Annotated in this window: 9 protein-coding genes; 2 read left to right on the top strand and 7 right to left on the bottom strand. The window is 61.8% G+C overall.

Going from position 1 to position 17803, the window contains the following annotated elements:
- Window positions 1-8: 8 nt before the first annotated feature.
- The 6 genes from FJE54_RS09765 to putP all read right to left on the bottom strand — a co-directional run bounded on the left by FJE54_RS09765 (window position 9) and on the right by putP (window position 11303).
- Window positions 9-5561, bottom strand: coding sequence for a DEAD/DEAH box helicase (locus FJE54_RS09765; RefSeq protein WP_139652604.1), 5553 nt, complete (start codon window positions 5559-5561; stop codon window positions 9-11).
- Window positions 5562-5684: 123 nt separating this feature from the next.
- Window positions 5685-6536: an alpha/beta fold hydrolase gene (locus FJE54_RS09760; protein ID WP_180326687.1), complete on the bottom strand. Its 852-nt coding sequence runs from the start codon at window positions 6534-6536 to the stop codon at window positions 5685-5687.
- 46 nt (window positions 6537-6582) lie between these two features.
- Window positions 6583-7371, bottom strand: a complete 789-nt coding sequence (locus FJE54_RS09755) for an ABC transporter permease subunit (RefSeq protein ID WP_139652602.1) — start codon at window positions 7369-7371, stop codon at window positions 6583-6585.
- Window positions 7368-8417 (bottom strand): ABC transporter ATP-binding protein, encoded by a 1050-nt coding sequence (locus FJE54_RS09750; RefSeq protein ID WP_139652601.1) that lies wholly within the window; start codon window positions 8415-8417, stop codon window positions 7368-7370. Before FJE54_RS09750 ends, FJE54_RS09755 begins: the two co-directional genes overlap by 4 nt.
- On the bottom strand, window positions 8414-9031 hold the full coding sequence (locus FJE54_RS09745) for a TetR/AcrR family transcriptional regulator (RefSeq protein WP_139652600.1): 618 nt from the start codon (window positions 9029-9031) through the stop codon (window positions 8414-8416). Before FJE54_RS09745 ends, FJE54_RS09750 begins: the two co-directional genes overlap by 4 nt.
- A 709-nt stretch (window positions 9032-9740) precedes the next feature.
- Window positions 9741-11303, bottom strand: a complete 1563-nt coding sequence (gene putP, locus FJE54_RS09740; protein ID WP_139652599.1) for a sodium/proline symporter PutP — start codon at window positions 11301-11303, stop codon at window positions 9741-9743.
- Window positions 11304-11416: 113 nt separating this feature from the next.
- Here putP and FJE54_RS09735 point away from each other — a divergent pair, with 113 nt between their 5' ends.
- Entirely contained in the window at window positions 11417-12709 is a 1293-nt protein-coding gene (locus tag FJE54_RS09735) for an aspartate aminotransferase type Ic (RefSeq protein WP_139652598.1), read from the top strand.
- 77 nt (window positions 12710-12786) lie between these two features.
- Window positions 12787-16023 (top strand): DEAD/DEAH box helicase, encoded by a 3237-nt coding sequence (locus FJE54_RS09730; protein ID WP_139652597.1) that lies wholly within the window; start codon window positions 12787-12789, stop codon window positions 16021-16023.
- Window positions 16024-16067: 44 nt separating this feature from the next.
- On the opposite strand, the gene FJE54_RS09725 is transcribed toward FJE54_RS09730, so the two are convergent.
- On the bottom strand, window positions 16068-17780 hold the full coding sequence (locus FJE54_RS09725; protein WP_255467341.1) for a bifunctional diguanylate cyclase/phosphodiesterase: 1713 nt from the start codon (window positions 17778-17780) through the stop codon (window positions 16068-16070).
- Window positions 17781-17803: the final 23 nt, after the last annotated feature.

Here is a 17803-nt window from a genome sequence, read left to right as displayed (position 1 = left end):
GCGAACCCTTAGAACGGCGAGACGTAGAGCCGCATACCGTCAGGAAGGCGCACGAACCCTTCGTGCTGCAGGGTGGCGGAAAACGCGGTGTCGAGCACGGGGCGTCCGTTGAATTCCTCGACCAGCACTTTCTTCCGCGCACCCGATTCCCCTTCGCGCCTGATGGTCTGCCGCGTGTGCTCGACAAGGGCGCGCGTTGCGTCGGCGACGGCTGCGGGCTCGTCGGTAAACGAGAGGATGGAGCGCAAACCGGACGTCGCATAGAGAACCAGCGTTCCGTCGCGCACCACAACGAGGCTGCCCGAACGGCGCGAAGGACGCTGAGCGCGATCGGACGGCTCATCCGCGCTAGAGGCTCCGTCCAGCCCACCTTCGCCGTACCTCGTTCGAGCACCTTCGCACGCATCGTTCTCACCGTCCTTCGTTTGAACGGCTTCGCACGCATCGCCCCTGCCATCCTTCGCCCGAGCACCTTCGCCAGCCGCATCATCGCCAGCCGGACTCGAGGCGCCTCGGGCAATCGGAGGCCAAGAAAAGCCGACCCCGAAAAGGTTCGCCGGATCATCGGCGGCAAGCACCACCGTGCCTCCGCGACCTTCCGTCTGCAGGAAATCCCAGCTGCGTTCAGAGGAGGCGGCCCCAGGGGCGGAGCCATCCGCATCCGCTTGAACATCGCCGCCTGCGGCATACGCGCGCAGCGCATCGATCGTTTCGCGGGCGGCGAGCTGCGCGGGACCGAGGCCCTCGACAAACATGCCGCGCAAAAGATCGCCCGCATCCTCCATCGATCGCAGCACGGGCATGAGCGTACCGAGTCCCCCTGGCACCCCAGCCAGAAGCGCGATGTCACGGGTGAGCACGCCGTAGCGGTCGAGCAGGGAATCGACGAGCGCGATGGCCCGCACGGTGTCGTTTTCCGCAGAGGAGGCGATCAGCGACCAACGGCCCGAGTGCACAGCCCGAACGCTCATTCGCGCAGATGCGAGCGCCCGGGTTTCCGTCGCTTCGGTGTAATCGCCGCGCATGCGCACGCGACGGCTGCTGACGCGACGGCGCGAGGCCGTGCGCGCCTTGGGTGCTAGATCCCCGGAAACCGAAACCCTCACCGGCGCGAACGTATCGTTGGTGGCGCGGCCCTGCCACATAAGCCGCTGCATCGCAGCAGCCACGGATTCCTCGTCGACCGTTTCAGGCGAGAGCTTGCGCCGCAGAGCATCGACGATCTGGTGGAAAAACAGCCCGCCCCCGAATCCGAGCACGTCGACGATGCCTTCCTCGATCGCCGACTCGCTGGCGGCAAGGCTCTCATTCGCACGAACGCCTTCGGATGCGAGCCCCGCCCCCGGCTCGGCAACGGCAACCTCGAACAGACCGTCCTCGATATCCGGGCGAACAGGTGCGAAGGGCGAATCGGTCGGGTAGAACGCGACGAGGCCGGTGAAGGCTGCCTGCTTCGACGAAGCGCGACCGCGGGGCCGTGCGGTTGCGCCGCCTTCCTCGCTCGACTCGTCGCGTCGGCCTCCCACCCATACGATCTCACCTGACGCGATCAGCTCATCGAGCATCGAGGGACGGTAGTCGCTCACGCGGCTCGGCAGCACTGCGGATTCCCACAGGCCCGCCGGCAGATACACCCCCTCGAATTGCGCGATGACGTGCGCCACGCCTTCGATTCCCTCGAAGCGTCCGCGACCGGTTGGGCCCGCTCCTTGCAAATCGAACAGAAACCGCAGGTAAGCATCGCTTCCGACAGGCTGCACCGCCTTGCGCGCCTTGGCGAGCGAAAGGGACCGCAGCCGCCTGAACACCTCCGCCGCCACCCATTCCCGCACCTCTCGCCCATCCCCTGCGCTGCCGAATCGACCCTGCACGAGCCGGCCGGCGGCGACGAGGCGCTCAAGGCTGTCGCGCGCAACCGCGCACCCGACGCCTAAGCGCTCTGCCGCATATGCCGTGGAAAAAGGGCCGTGCGTGCGTGCGAAGCGGGCTACGAGCTCGTCAAGCGGATGAGGACGCACGCCGCGGCGGTCGGACGGCTCGGAAGCGACAACGCCGTGCGCCCATCCAGGAACTTCGATGCCCAAAGCGGCATGCAGCCGCCCCGCATCGTCGGCCGCCGCCCATCGCGTAACGCCGCCGATGGTCACCGCGAACGCCCGATGGGCACGGTCGAGCTCTTCGAGTGCGGCGCGTGCCTGCGCAACCGTTGCCGCAAGCGCCTCGCCCGCGGGGACTTCGATCTCGCTGGTTAAGGAATCCTCCTCGGCCGCTTCGACCGCATCCGATTGCAGGCGCACAGCGACTTCCTCGACCGCAAGGGGTCCGAGCAAACGCAGCAGATCAGCAACACCCTCCACACCCCGTACGCGACGGTCGATCGCGAGGCGCTGTAGCTGAGTCTCGACCGTTTCGACCACGTCCTCGTCGATCAACTGACCGACCTCGTCGGAGCCGAGGAGCTCGCCGAGGAGCGTCGGGTCGAGCGAGAGCATCGAGGCTTTGCGCTCCGCTGCAGGAAGATCGCCGTCGTAGAGGTGATCGCCCACGTATCCGAACAGAAGCGGTGCCGCGAACGGCGAGGGCGTAGTTGTTTGGGCCTCAACAAGTCGGACCGTACCCGCCTCGATATCGCCCATGAGCCGAAGCAACGATTCCATGTCGTAGACATCCTGCAAACACTCGCGCGCGGTTTCGACGAGCAGCGGGAAATCGTCTTCGCGGCGCGCTGCCTCCAAAAGCTGGCCCGCGCGCAAACGCTGCTGCCACAAAGGCGCGCGCTTGCCCGGGGTGTTCGGCGACATGATGAGCGATCGGGCTGCGCATTCGCGGAACCGTGCCGAGAACAACGACGTCGAATCCACACGATCGCGCACGATGCGCTCGAGCTCGCCTGCATCGAACGCGAACAGCTCGGCACCGGGAAGCACCGCCTCGGTCATCGGTATGCGCAAGAGGATGCCGTCATCGGTTGCAAGCATCTGCGGATCGAACCCGCGCGTACGCACGATGCGGTCCGACACCGCCATCGCCCACGGCTCGTGCACGCGACGGCCGTAGGGCGAGTGGAGTATGACGCGCCAATCACCCTGCTCGTCTTCGCAGCGTTCGACGACGAGCGTCCGATCTTCGGGGACCGAGCCCGTCGCCGCGCGCTGGGCGCGAACGAGCTCGACAAGATTTCGCTGCGCGTTGTCATCGAGGCCGTCGGCCTCGAGGCGTGCGGCAAGCTCGGGCGAAAGCTGTCTTGTACGATCTTCTTCGCGCGCCTGCGCACCTCGAGCCCCGCCGTCTCGCCCGCCGTCGGCGTCGTCCAACCCCGCGACGATCGCGCGAATGAGGCTTCCCCGCATCCTTCCCGTTTCGGCGGGACGGCCGATGCCCTCGCCGTGCCAGAACGGCAAGCGAGCCGACCGACCGGGTGCCGGCTCCACGATAACGCGATCCCGCGTGATTTCGCGAATGCGCCACGTGCTCGTACCGAGCGCGATGATGTCGCCGACGCGCGACTCATACACCATCTCCTCGTCGAGTTCGCCGACGCGCCTCCTGCCCGCCTTCGCATCGCCTTCGGGCAGCACGACCGAGAACATGCCGCGGTCGGGAATGGTGCCCGCCGCCGTAACCGCCTGGCGTTGCGAGCCCGGACGGGCCCGGAGCATGCCCTGTTCGCGATCCCAGATGATGCGCGGCGAGAAATCGGCGAGGTCGGCCGATGAATACGCTCCCCCGAGCATGCCGAGCACCGCATCGAACGCACGGCGCGGAAGCTCAGAGAAGGGCGCTGCGCGGCACACGGTAGCGTACCACGCGTCGGCGGCGATCTCGTCCATCGCAACAGCGGCGACCGTCTGCTGCGCAAGCACGTCGAGCGGGTTTCTCACGATCGCCGTCTTCTCGATGGCACCCGCCGCCATGCCTTCGGACACGACGGCCGCATCGATGACCTCAGTTCGCGTGCGCGGGTAGATGATGCCCGTCGATCTGCCGCCCACCTGATGGTTCGCGCGACCGATGCGCTGCAACGCGCTTGCCACCGAAGGCGGCGGCGCCACCTGCAGCACCAGATCGATCGAGCCCATGTCGATTCCCAATTCGAGGCTCGACGTGGCTACGACGCAGGGCAGCTCGCCCGCCTTGAGTTCGGCTTCGACCTGCTGCCTGCGCTCTTTCGACACCGATCCGTGATGGGCCTTGGCGATGACTTCGGCCGTGGGCTGGGCAAGGTCGGTGGTCGCTCCGATGCCCGAGCGGATGGCGCTCGGCTCGGTTTCGCTCCCACCGGGAAAGACGCCTTGCCTCTTTGCGTAGAGTTCGTTCAAGCGCGACGTCAGCTTCTCGCATAGGCCGCGCGAATTCACGAACACGATAGTGCTCCGGTGCGCGAGCACCTCGTCGAGCAGAGCCGATTCGACGTAGGGCCAGATGGAGGATGAGCCCACCCGGCTGTCGGGCGCAGCGGTCTTCGGCGCGCGGCCATCCATGACGGCACGGAGCGCGCGGTCGGACTTCCACGCCTGCTCGACGGGCGCACGGCGGGGCCCGCCTGCACCCCCGCGCCGCCCTACCCCGTGCGAAGCGTTCGCTTTGTCGGGCTCGAAGCCGCCGAACGAGGGTACCGCCGTCATATCCTGTACGGGTACGTGCACCCGCACCTCCATGGCGGGCCGCTCTTCGGAGACGACGAGCGAAACGGGATGGACGCCGCCGAGGAAGCGGGCGATCTCGTCTGCGGGGCGCACCGTGGCCGAAAGACCGATCCGCTGGGCGGGACGTGCAAGCAAGGCGTCCAAACGCTCGAGGCTCAGGGCAAGGTGAGCGCCGCGTTTGTTGCCGGCCAAAGCGTGCACTTCGTCGACGATGACCGTCTCGACCGTTCGCAACGTTTCGCGTGCTTTCGACGTGAGCATGAGATAGAGCGATTCGGGCGTGGTAATGAGAATGTCGGGAGGATTGCGAACAAGCGCGCGGCGTTCGTCGGACGTCGTATCGCCCGTGCGCATGCCGGTACGCAGCGTACACAGGGCACCGCCCATCTCGGCGATTCGCTCGGCTATACCCGAAAGCGGTTGCTGCAGGTTGCGTTCGACGTCGGCGCCGAGCGCCTTCAGCGGCGAAACGTAGAGGACGCGGGTGCCTTGCACGGGCTGCGAAGCCGCAGGCGCTTTTCCCACTGCGGCGGCATCGCGCTTCGGCGCGCGCTCGCCAGATGCGGTGCTGCGCTTCCTCGCGGAGCCTTCGCCATCTGAGCCGGAATCATCGCCCCCCGCGCTCAGGCCTTCGCCCCCCGCAGCCGGGTTTTCGCCATCCGCACAGGGGCCTTCGCCGCCGCCCGCCGCCTTCTCGCGCATAAGCGCGTCGATGGCATACAGGAACGCCGCAAGCGTCTTACCAGAGCCGGTCGGTGCAACGACCAGGACGTTCTCGGCATCGGCGATGGTTTTCCACGCCCGCCTTTGCAAGGGCGTGGGTGCTGCGAATGCATCGAGGAACCACCTGCGCACGCCCTCGGAGAACAGATCCATCCCATCGTCTGCTGCGTTCAAGCCGTTCGTCGCATCCATGTTCGCGTCGCTTTCTTTCCAGTGCCTCGATTCCGTGAAAGCATAGTATCGCACGAACGTTCGTTCTAGGCTACCCGCGCACCAGACGTGCACCGTATGCGCAAAAGGTACGGCAGTTACGCCTTATAAGGAGTCGAGAAACCGCTCTATCACGCGGTTTACCGCACGGGGATCGTCCATGTTCGATCCGTGTCCCGCGCCCTCGATGACCGCGAGGGGGTGCGCAGCATGCTCATGCCATTCGCTGTTGTAGAACCGCACCTTGCCCGTACGGTCGCGATCTCCCACGATAAGCTGCACGGGAAGCGGAAGGTCGACGTCACGGTGTTCGTCGGCGAATGCTCGGTAGCATACCCCGGTCAGATCGCACAGCTCCCGTTTGCCGTAGATCGAGAGCATTGCGCGCATGGCAGCGCGACCCGCCTCGGTTTCGCAAGACTGCTTGGCTATCGCGTTTACGAGGGTTCGACCGGGATAGAGCCGCATCATCCAACCCATCCGGCGAAGCCACCAGAGGTCGGATTTCGAATAGTAGCGTTCGTCGTAGGGGCACGAATCGATGGCGACGAACGCACGAACCCGCTCAGGGTAGCGCGCGATGAATTCCTGCGAGATGAACCCTCCCATGGACTGCCCCACAAGGACAGCCCGGTCAATGCCCTCGGCGTCGAGGATGCCCCTCAGATCGTCGGCCGCGTGCGCGTAGGAGAAATCGGCATACGGACGCGACGCTCCATGCAGGGGAGCATCCCACGCAACGGTGCGATACCGGTCGGCAAAGCCGGCGATTTGCGGCACGAACATATCATGATTCGCCGTCATGCCGTGCAGAAACACGAGCACGATGCCCGATTCTTCCCCGCTCGGCGCTTGATTGGGCGAACCGTTCGGGGCAGACGGGTTTGTCACCCAATACCGAACAGCTCCCCGAGGCGTCGTGTGCACGCGCTCGCATGATGTATATAAAGCCTCCATACCGTACCTGCTTTCTATGACTGTCGATGCGCGGCACCCGCCGTTGCTATACGGCAATGTCTTTACGCGCGTACGCCGCACATGCGATTGCAAGCGCCACGATACCGTAGAGCGCACCGAGGCCCACAAGCCCTGTATCGAGCGAGGCGCCGGGGATGATGTTCGAGGCATCTGCGTACGCAAACGGCGTGATGTAGCGGACCCATTCGACTTTATCGCTCAGATTGCCCACGATGTTCAAGAAGTACAGAAGCGCCGCGAGGCCGAGACCCGCGCCAACGCTGCCGCGTCCGAGAAACGCCGACGCCGCAAAGCAGACGAACGCGATTTCAAGCTGGAGGACAAGCTGCGCTGCCGTGAACGCCCAGAAGCCGTCCCACTCGAGATCGACGCCAATCGCCGCGTACGTTGCGGTCGAGCACGCGGCGCATACGAGGTTGAGAACGGCGATGCACGCAACGACCGCCGCAAGTTTCTGCAGGGCGACGGAAACGCGGCTCACCGGGTGAGTGAGCAAGAATTCTGCCGTGTGCTCGGTTTCTTCCTTGGAAAGCATCCTGATACCGAGATACGCTGCGAAGAACGCGCCGCCGATTCCGAGCACGCTTCCCGCCTGAATGCCGAAGTAGCCCATGGGATCAGCCATGCTCAGACGGTCCATGCCGAACGCCTCGGTGAGCACGCCCATGCTCGCAAACAGCTCGCTTATGTCGGCCGATTGCGCTTCCATCTCGGGAAACATCGCCAGACATACGGCGATGAGCCCACCGAGGACCACCGACCATATCGCAAGCATCTTCGCATTCTGCCGCATTTCGTGTGCGAACACCGTCATCGTCGATCACCGCCTATCGAGGCACCGGACGAATGCACAGCCGTCTCAGTCCCGATATCCCCCCTGCCGAATCCGTCCGCATCCGCCACATTCCCGGACAGCACCCGAGCGGCAGCGTCGTCCTCGTAGTAATGCATGAACACCTCTTCGATGTCGGGCTCTTCGATCATCACGTCGTCGAAGTGAGCGCCTGCAAGCCATGTGACAAGCTCGTGTACGTCGCCCTGGTAGAGAAAGCCCAGATCGCCATCTTGTTGATCGATGTTTCGCACGCCGATGAGCGAAGGCTGCCCGCCTGAGAAACCGCGGATGCGCACCCGCCTGGCCGTGGAAGCCGAAAGCGCTTCGACCGACCCCGACGCAATGATGCGGCCTTCGCGGATGATAGCTGCATGCTCGCAGTAGCGCTGCACCTCCGAAAGAACGTGGGAAGAAAGCATGATGGTCGCACCTGCCGCATGGCGTTCGAGCAAGAGCGCGAAGAACTCCTTCTGCACAAGCGGATCGAGACCACTCGTGGGTTCGTCGAGGACGTAGAGCTCAGGGGCATGCTGCAACGCGCACACGATGCTCACCTTCTTGCGGTTGCCGAGTGAGAGATCCTCCACCTTGCGTTTCGGATCGAGCCCGAGCCGCTCGCAAAGGCGCGCTGCTTCCGCCGTGCAATCCTTGCGTCGCAACCGGGCGGAATACGCGATCACATCGGCTACCTTCATGCCGTGGTAGAACTGCGCCTCCGAAGGCATGTATCCCACCCGTGAAAGAATGTCTTTTCGCGAAGGGCCGCATTCCCGGCCGAGCACCCGCGCTTCGCCCGAAGTCTTCTTGATCAAACCGAGCAGCGTACGGATAAGCGTGCTCTTCCCCGCCCCGTTCGGTCCGATGAATCCGAAGATGTCTCCGCCAAAAACCGCGAGGTCGACCCGCTCGATCCCGCGCGCCTTGCCGTAGCGCTTCGTCAAGCCGATCGTCTCGATAACCGGTTTTCCCGCCGCGCCGCGAAACTCGGCTCCCCCGGCGCTGCCCTGCACTGCTTTTTCGCTCATAGGTACTCCTCTCGGTAGAAGTGCCGTTTCAAAAGCTCCAAGTAGTCGAGAAACTCGTCGTTTACCGCCTCAAGATCGGCGAGCTGTTCCGGCGTGCGGCTGAGCATGTAGCCTTCCGACATCCACAGCACGATGTCGAGCACCTTCTCAACCTGCACGCCCTCCTTGAACATGGCGGCATTCGAGCGCGTGATAAGCGTTTGAGCGCTCGCTTCGAGGGCGATGCCAAAACTCGCATCAGCCTCGCCCTTGACCTCTTCGTCACCCTCGAGGTAGGCGTACAGGGCAAACTGCATGGCATCGGGATGCTCGGCCAAAAGCTTCATCTTCGCCATCTGAGCGTTGAAGCATATCTTGAAGAAATCGGTTTCGGTGCGGTCGGTCATGCTTTTGAGCGCCTTGACGAGAAACTCGATCGCGTAGTTGTACAGGTAGAGATAGTACTCGCGCTTACTGCCGAAATAGTGGAACAAGAGCGCCTTCGAGATACCCGCTTCGCGCGCGATCTCGTCGGTTGACGCCTTTTTGTACCCGTACCTCGCAAAGACGCGGAATCCCGCGTTGACGATCGCGTTGCGCTTAGCTTCCGGCAGCGCGAAAAACCGCTCGTTCATATGATGCCCGCCTTTCGAACCGTAGGACGCACGCTTTTTCGAGCTTGCCTGCGCGCCCTTTTGTTGACCGAATCGGTCAATACGGTGAGTATAGCGGATATTGACCGATTTGGTCAATACATCGGAGATCAGCCCGTGATCACTCGTGAATCACCTGTTCTGCCCAGCTAATTTGCGATCTCCTGCCCATCGATTACGCTTCCGCCCGACCGCTTTGCATCCATTCCCGATCGGCTATCGAGCGACTGCCTTTCCAAGCGATCACCCCGTAAAACACCTTCGTAACGGAGGACCCCTTAAGTACCTCGCAAGGTTTTGTCGATAATTGCCCTTCGGTAGGCGGCGAATCGTCGCTTTGCGATGCACGGAAAGACAATCGGGGGCCCAGAGCGCGAAAAGTTTTTGGATACTCCCTGATCACAGGTTGCTAAAGCAAACTTCCAAGCCGAAAAAAGACCGTGATGCGCTTCCGTATGTCGCAAAGCTGGCCTTCACAACCACCCAAAGGCCGTTTTCGCGCAGAAACGCCTTACCGACAATGCTTCCGCGAAACAGACCGCCAATAAAGAAGCGCTCGCATAGCGAAGCGGCATCCGACACAGTCCGCCCATCGAGTGCTGCCACGTCGGCAGAACAGACGAAACGGCCCGCCACGCATTGCCGTAGCGGACCGTTTTCAACGGTAAGCGAAGTTCTTCTGCCGATACGCCTACACGTCGGCTTCGAGGTAGGTGTCGAACTCGTCGGTGACTTCTTTCGAAGGCTCCTTGGTTGCAAGCGATACCACCACGATCGCGAGCAAACCCAGCACGAACGCCGGGAACAGCTCGTAGATGCCGAACCATCCCCCAAGCGGCTTTATGAACGCGTTCCAGATAAGCACGGTGCCGGCACCGACGACCATACCCGCAACGGCTCCGGGCAGATTCGTCCGCCTCCAGTACAGGCTCGTGAGCATGAGCGGACCGAACGAGGCACCGAAGCCGGCCCACGCATACGATACCACCGCGAAGATCGACGAGTTCTCGTCGAGTGCTATCGCGATGCCGAACAGAAGCACGACCACGAGCGTCAGGCGCGCGACGATCATGACCTGGCGGTCGGTCGCATCCTTCTTGATGAGGCCCTTGAAAATGTTGGTGGCCACAGCCGAACCCGAGATGAGCAGATACGACGATGACGAGCTCATCGATGCAGCGAAGATGCCCGACACGACAAGTCCGCAGAAGAACGCGGGCAGAAGCATCTCGGAAAGCACGATGAACACGTTCTCGGCAGCCGACTGCGTAAGGAATGCGTCGGGGATGACTGCACGCCCGATGAGGCCGATGAGCACGGCGGCGGTAAGCGACACAACAACCCAGACCGTGGCGATGATACGGGATTTCTTGATCTCGTCGGAATGCCGCACGCTCATGAAACGCACGAGCACCTGGGGCATGCCGAAGTAGCCGAGACCCCACACGAGTCCCGAGATGATCGTCACGAGGCCGTACTCGTTCGGGACGCCGAACAGGGGCATGCCGTTTTCAACAACCTGCTTGCCCGCCTCGTCAAGCACGGGCGATGCCATATGCGTGGCACTCAAGAAACCGGGGATATCCTGGAGAAACGCCACCGTGTTATCCACGCCGCCAGCGGAGGCGACGCTGCCGATGAATACCACCACGAGCGCGCACACCATGAGCATGCCCTGGACGAGGTCGGTCGTGCACACCGAAAGGTAGCCGCCTACGAACGTGTAGAGGAACACGATGAGCGCGCCTAGGACCATCATGGTGGCGTAATCGAGCCCGAACAGCGTCGAGAACAGCTTGCCGCACGTGACGAAGCAACTGCCCACATAGATGCAGAAGAACAACAGGATGATAATCGCAGCGATTGTCATCAGGATGTTCTTCTTATCATGAAAGCGGTTCGAGAAGAAATCCGGCAGAGTGATGGAGTTGTTGGCCACCTCGGAGTACTTGCGTAAACGCCGCGCAACGATCTTCCAGTTCAGATACGTGCCGATGGCTAGGCCGATCGCCGTCCACATGGCGTCGGACGCGCCCGTGAAGTACGCCACGCCGGGCAAGCCCATGAGCAGCCACCCCGACATATCCGATGCTTCGGCCGAAAGCGCCGTAAGCCACGGGCCGAGGCTGCGCCCACCGAGAAAGTAATTCTCCGACGAGGCATTCGAGCGCTTCGCGTACACGAAGCCGATGATGACCACGACGATAAAGTAGATGAGCATGGCGAACAATACCCAAAAATCATTGGAAACCATGTAATCGCTTCTTCCCCTATAATGAACAATACGGTGGGATTATACTTTAACTCAGTGGAGTATCCCACCTCATTTTGTTGCTTCTATCGGGCGAGACGGTGAAAGGAATCACGATGTCAACCTATGCGGACCTATCGGCAGCCGAATTGGAAACGCTGCATGCGCAGCTTGAAGAGGAGTACGCAGGCTACAAGGCCAAGGAACTCAAGCTCAACATGGCCCGCGGAAAGCCCGCCGCCGCACAGCTCGATCTGAGCATGCCGATGCTCGACATCCTTGCCTCCGATGCCGATTACCGAAGCGAAGACGGCACCGATTGCCGCAACTACGGCGTTCTCGACGGTCTGCCCGAAGCGAAGGCGCTCATGGCTTCCATGCTCGACGACGAAGCCGACAACGTCATCGTATTCGGCAACGCGAGCCTGAGCATCATGTACGACACGGTTGCACGCTGCTGGACGTTCGGCACACTCGGATCGAAACCGTGGTGTACGCTCGACACGGTGAAGTGGCTCTGCCCCACCCCAGGCTACGACCGCCATTTCGGCGTCACCGAAGCGTTCGGCATCGAGATGATCACCGTACCCATGCTCGCCGACGGTCCCGATATGGACGAAGTCGAGCGCCTCGTCGCCGAAGACGAATCGATCAAGGGCATCTGGTGCGTTCCGAAGTACTCTAACCCCGGCGGCGTTACCTACTCCGACGAAGTCGTAGAGCGTCTGGCGAACATGGAGTGCGCGGCAGAGGACTTCCGCATCTTCTGGGACAACGCCTACTGCGTACACCACCTTTACGACGACGCATCCGAACAGGACCACCTCAAAGACATCGGCGACGCGTGCATCGAGGCGGGCAACCCCGACCGCTATTTCAAATTCGCTTCGACCTCTAAGGTGACGTTTCCCGGTGCGGGCATTTCGGCCATGGCAGCCAGCCCCGAGAACATCGCCGAGATCAAAAAACGCATGGGCGTGCAGACCATCGGTTACGACAAGCTCAACCAGCTGCGTCACGTGCGGTTCTTCCAGGACGAAGACGACCTTGCCGCGCACATGGCCAAACACGCCGCCATCGTGCGCCCGAAGTTCGAGCTCGTGTGCGAGAAACTCGGTGCAGGGCTCGAAGGCACCGGATGCGGTGCGTGGAGCAATCCGCGCGGCGGTTACTTCATCTCGTTCGATGCTCCCGAAGGAACCGCGAAGCGCATCGTCGGACTTGCAAAAGAGGCGGGCGTCGTGATGACGGGCGCAGGCGCCACCTACCCGTACAAAAACGATCCGGCCGACAGCAACATCCGCATCGCCCCCACCCTGCCGCCGCTCGAGGAGCTCGAAGAGGCGATGGACGTATTCGTGTGCTGCGTGAAGCTCGCGGCAGTGGAACAGCTGCTCGAAGCCCGATAACGTGACGAGAGCAGCGCAGCAAAACCCGTTCGACCGAACTGCCCGCAGAATGCTGCGGGCAGCACTTTAAGGTGCCCATGATATCCGAGGATGAAATAAGCCAGCATTGCCTCGCACGCACATTGGAGCGCGCACGGCACCTTGCGGCCTCGAACCGGAGCATCCTCACGAAACAGTGCCGCCACGACGGCGTAGAAACCACCGTGAGCGCCTTTTTCGTAAGCAGCAAAGGCTGGAACGAACGCTACCGCACCCTCGTTGTGTTCGACGAGGAAGACGACGCCATCCTCGACTATTCATGCACCTGCCCCGCCATCGAATCGTTCGACGGGATGTGCAAGCACTGCGCCGCCCTCGTGCTCACCTACAACGATGCACCCCAAAGTTTTATGGGATTTCAGGAGCGCCGCGCGAAGGTTGCCACATCGGCGAGCATCGCCGCGTTCATGGAGCGCAGCAGGCAGGCCGAAACTTCCGAAGAGCTCGGATCCATCGAGCTCGAAACCATCATCGGGTACGGATACGGCAGCTGGACCGCGCACTTCAAGGTTGCGGGACCCCACGGTTCCTATGTTGTCAAAAGCATCTCGGAATTCGCAAGCCGCATGCGCAAAGCCGAGCATTACTCCTACGGCAAGAAACTCGCATTCACCCATACGCCTGCCTTGTTCACCGAACGCGGGCAGGCGGTTGCGCGGTTCATCGACAAGGCCGTCTCGGTGCGCGATTACGCGAACGGCTCAGCACTGTGGCGCTACCGCGGCCGCGACGATACAGGCCGTGACCTCGATTTATCCGAAGCAGAGCTCATCGAGCTTATCGATGCGCTCGACGGAACGACGTTTCTCGTCGAGGGAACCGATTACGGGGTGCGTGCGAACACGCGCGCCCACGTCGAGCACGAGGATCCCCCCATCGAGATCAAGCTGAATAAAGTAGGGGACGCAGGCTATTCCCTCGTTCGCGCCGATCCAATTCCGTTCGCAGCGAGCGGCGAGCGTATGTACGTATGGCTCGGCGATGCGTTCTACCGCTGCTCGCCCGCTTGTTCCTCCTGCGCCGACTTTCTTCGGACCGTGTATGACAGCGACGACGATCGGCTGTTTATCGCATGCGCCGACATGCCCCTTTTCTGCGCTACGGTGCTACCGAAGATCGAGGGAGCGCTGCGCGTGCAGGCCCCGCGAGAAATCGACGCGTACCGCCCCGTTCCCTGCCACCTCGCATTCTACTTCGATAAAGACAAACAGGGTGTTTCCTGCGAAGTGTTCGCCCTGTACGGCGAGCGACGCTACAACCTCATCGACGAGGTCGAAGCGGACGAACAAACGCCCGGCCCCTTGCGCGACGAGCGCGTGGAGGCCCTGGCAACGCACCTCGTCAACCGGTATTTCCGCTACCCCGATCAACGTATACCCCTCGAAAACGACGAAGATGTGGCGAACCTGGTATTCGGTGGCCTTCTGGAATTCAAAGAGATCGGCGAGGTGTTCACCACGCAGGCGTTCGACCGACTCATCACCGACCGTAAACCCCGCGTGTCCTTCGGGCTCTCGCTTGCCGGCAATCTCATCAACCTCACGGTCTCTTCCGACGATCTTCCGGCCTCCGAAATAGCGGCGCTGCTCGCCAGCTACAAAAAGCGCAAGAGATACCACCGCCTGCGCAGCGGAGCCTTCATCGATCTGGCGCAGAGCAACGTAGCCGAACTCGACCGCATCGCGGCGGATCTGGGAATCACGGCGAAGCAGCTCGGCCAAGGCACCGTCGAGCTGCCCTCGTTTCGTGCGTTCTACCTTGACGAAGAGCTCGAAGACGCTCGCAGGGACGAGACGTTCACCCGCTACGTCGAGCGCTTCAAAGCTCCCGACACATCGCGCCGTCGCATTCCGCCCTCCCTTGAAGGCGTCTTGCGTGCGTATCAGGTCGGGGGATTTCAGTGGCTCGCCATGCTTCTCGAATGCGGATTCGGCGGCATTCTAGCCGACGAGATGGGGTTGGGGAAATCGGCTCAGCTCATTGCGCTTTTGCTTGCGAATAAAGACGAAGCGAGCGCCGTTGGCCCGAGCCTTATCGTATGCCCCGCTTCACTCGTGTACAACTGGATCGCGGAGTTTGAGCGGTTCGCACCCGAGCTTCAGGTAAAACCGATCGCGGGCACGAAGCGCGAACGCGCGCGCATCCGCGCCGAGCGCGGCATCGACGTGTTCGTAACCTCTTACGACCTCGTCCGCATCGATTCGGACGAGTACAGCAACAAGGACTTCCACTGCTGCGTACTCGACGAGGCGCAATACATCAAAAACCACGCCACGCTCACGACGAGAAGCGTGAAACGTATACGCGCCCGCCACCGCCTTGCGCTGACGGGGACCCCCATGGAAAACCGCCTGAGCGAACTTTGGAGCATTTTCGACTTCTTGATGCCCGGCTTGCTCGGTTCCTCCATGCGCTTTCGCGAGCGTTTCGAGCTCGCCGTCATGGGCGGCGGCGAAGAAGCGGCTGCGCGCCTCAAAGCGCTCGTCGGACCGTTCATGATGCGCAGGCTCAAAGCCGAGGTGCTGCGCGATCTGCCCGATAAATTGGAATCGGTATTCTACGCGCAGATGGACGAACAGCAGCACCGCCTCTACGCCGCCCACGAGCAGCAGTTGCGCGAAACGCTGACCGAGCAGCACAAGAACCGTAAGGAGAAGCGGTCGGGAGAACATCGGGTCGAGGTGCTCGCCGAGCTCACGAAACTCCGCCAACTCTGCTGCGATCCCCGGTTGCTGTACGAGAACTACGAGGGTACGTCGGCAAAACTCGATGCCGTGGTGGAACTCGTGGAATCAGCGTGCGATTCAGACGAGAAAGTGCTCGTGTTCTCGCAGTTCACCAGCTTTCTCTCGCTCATCGCCGAGCGGCTCGACCGCATCGGCGCGCCGTATTACACCCTTACCGGCGCGACTGCGAAGAAAAAGCGCCTCGAACTCGTGAACGCGTTCAACGAAGACGATACGCCGGTGTTCCTCATGTCGCTCAAAGCAGGCGGGACGGGCCTCAACCTCACGGGAGCCTCGATCGTCATTCATGCCGATCCGTGGTGGAACGCCGCTGCGCAGGCCCAAGCGACCGACCGTGCGCACCGCATCGGGCAATCGAACATGGTCAGCGTATACAAGGTCATCGCCAAAGACACGATCGAGGAGCGCATCCTGCACCTCCAGGAGGCCAAGAGCGAGCTCGCCGATCGGGTGATCGGCGCAGGCGATGCCGGCGTATCGCTTGCGAGCCTGACCGAAGATGACCTCATCGAACTTCTACAGCCGTAGACAAAACGATGCCCTTCGAGCGGGATCCCACAGCGGGCACTGCACTACGCCAGAAACCGTGTTTGGAATTCGTCGGGCGAAACGGGTTTCGAAACCAAAAACCCCTGGATGCAATCGGCTCCGATCGAACGGACCGTATCGAGTTCGGGCGATGCTTCGACGCCTTCGACGGTCACCTCTATGCCTACGCTATGGCACAGGTCGATGACTGCATCGATGAACGAGCGGTTGAACGTTTCGGCGTGGATGTTTCGGATGAACACCCGGTCGATCTTCACGATGTCGGCAGGTGTTTGCGACAGCATGCCAAGCGACGAGTAGCCTGTTCCGAAATCGTCCATCGCGAGCCTGATGCCGAGGCTGCGCAGCCGATCGAACGTCAATTTGAGTGCATCGAAATCGGTGACGAAGTAGCTTTCCGTCATCTCGAGAACAAGCTGCGCAGGGTCGAGCCCGGTCTTTTCGAGCGAATGTTGGACGTTCGGGATGAAATCGCGGTCGAACAGCTGCACGTAGGATATGTTCACGTTCATGACGAATCCCGGGCGAAGCTTGTTCCACTCGGCGCACTGCGCAATAGCCTGATCGAGAACCCAGCGGCCCACCTGCCCAATCAACCCGTACGATTCGAGCACGGGAACGAACTCGTCGGGGCCGACCGGACCGAGCCCTTCGGCACCCCACCGAAGCAGCGCCTCCGCTTCGCCGATCTCCAAGGTGGCGGCATCGACGAGCGGCTGGTAGGACACCGAGAACCCACGCATGCCGTCAAGCACCGAAGCCTGCAGACGGTCGCTCAGTTCGAGGCGACGAAGTTTCTTCTCAGTCGTCACCGGGGAGAAGAACGAAACCGTGTTCTTGCCGCTGTGCTTGCTTTCCTCAAGCGCGCTCTCAGCGCGTTTAAGGAGATCCGATCCGCTGCACTCATCTTCGCCGGCCATCGCGATGCCGCCCGATACCGTGCAGAAGTACACAGTGCCGTCGATGGACTGCTGGCGGTTGGCGAGCGCGTGGACGGCTCGGTATAATTCCTCCATGCCAGCACGATCGACTCCGTCGACGACGATTGCGAACTCGTCGCCGTCGAAGCGGAACATCGAGGCTTCGTCGGGCAGAAGGCGCTGTACGCTCTGGGCGAATACGCGCAGTACGACATCTCCGAACGTGTGATCGTTCAGCGAATTGATACGCGAAAAATCATCGAGGCCGAGCAGCAGCACGCCGCCCCGTGCACCCCCGCGCGATAGCATGCGATCGAGCACGTGCAGGCATTTGTCGTGCATGAACAGCCCCGTCGTGGGATCAACCTTGCCCTTACGCTCGAGATTGGTGACGACGCCCGCGAACATGGCGGGCTCGCCTTCCCCGTCGCGTTTCAAAAGTCCTCGGCACACAACCCAAATGTACTCGCCTTTGCGGTTCTTCACCTGGTATTCGAGATCGTGCACATCGGTTTTTCCGCACAGCATATCATCGATGGAGTCGTCGAAGCTCTGCTGATCGCGCCCTGCGATCAGTTCTCTCCAAAGCGGGATAAGCCCCTCGAACAGGCGATCGGGTAGACCGAAGTCCTGCTGCATGTTCTCGGATACGAGCGCTCGATCGGTTTTCATGTCGATGACGTACAGATAATCTTCGGTGCTGAACGCCATCGCATCGTAAAAGAGGCGCGGATCAAGGTCGAAAGACTCTAACGCTTCATGCGTGTTCAATGCGGCCGACACCTCGGTTTTCTCATGAGATCGGTAATGGTTCAACCACCACTTTATGGCACCGATGC

It is taken from the genome of Raoultibacter phocaeensis, assembly GCF_901411515.1.
Lineage (GTDB): Bacteria > Actinomycetota > Coriobacteriia > Coriobacteriales > Eggerthellaceae > Raoultibacter > Raoultibacter phocaeensis.
Note: the sequence above shows the minus strand (reverse complement) of the source record. Positions and strands in the feature narration are given on the sequence as shown.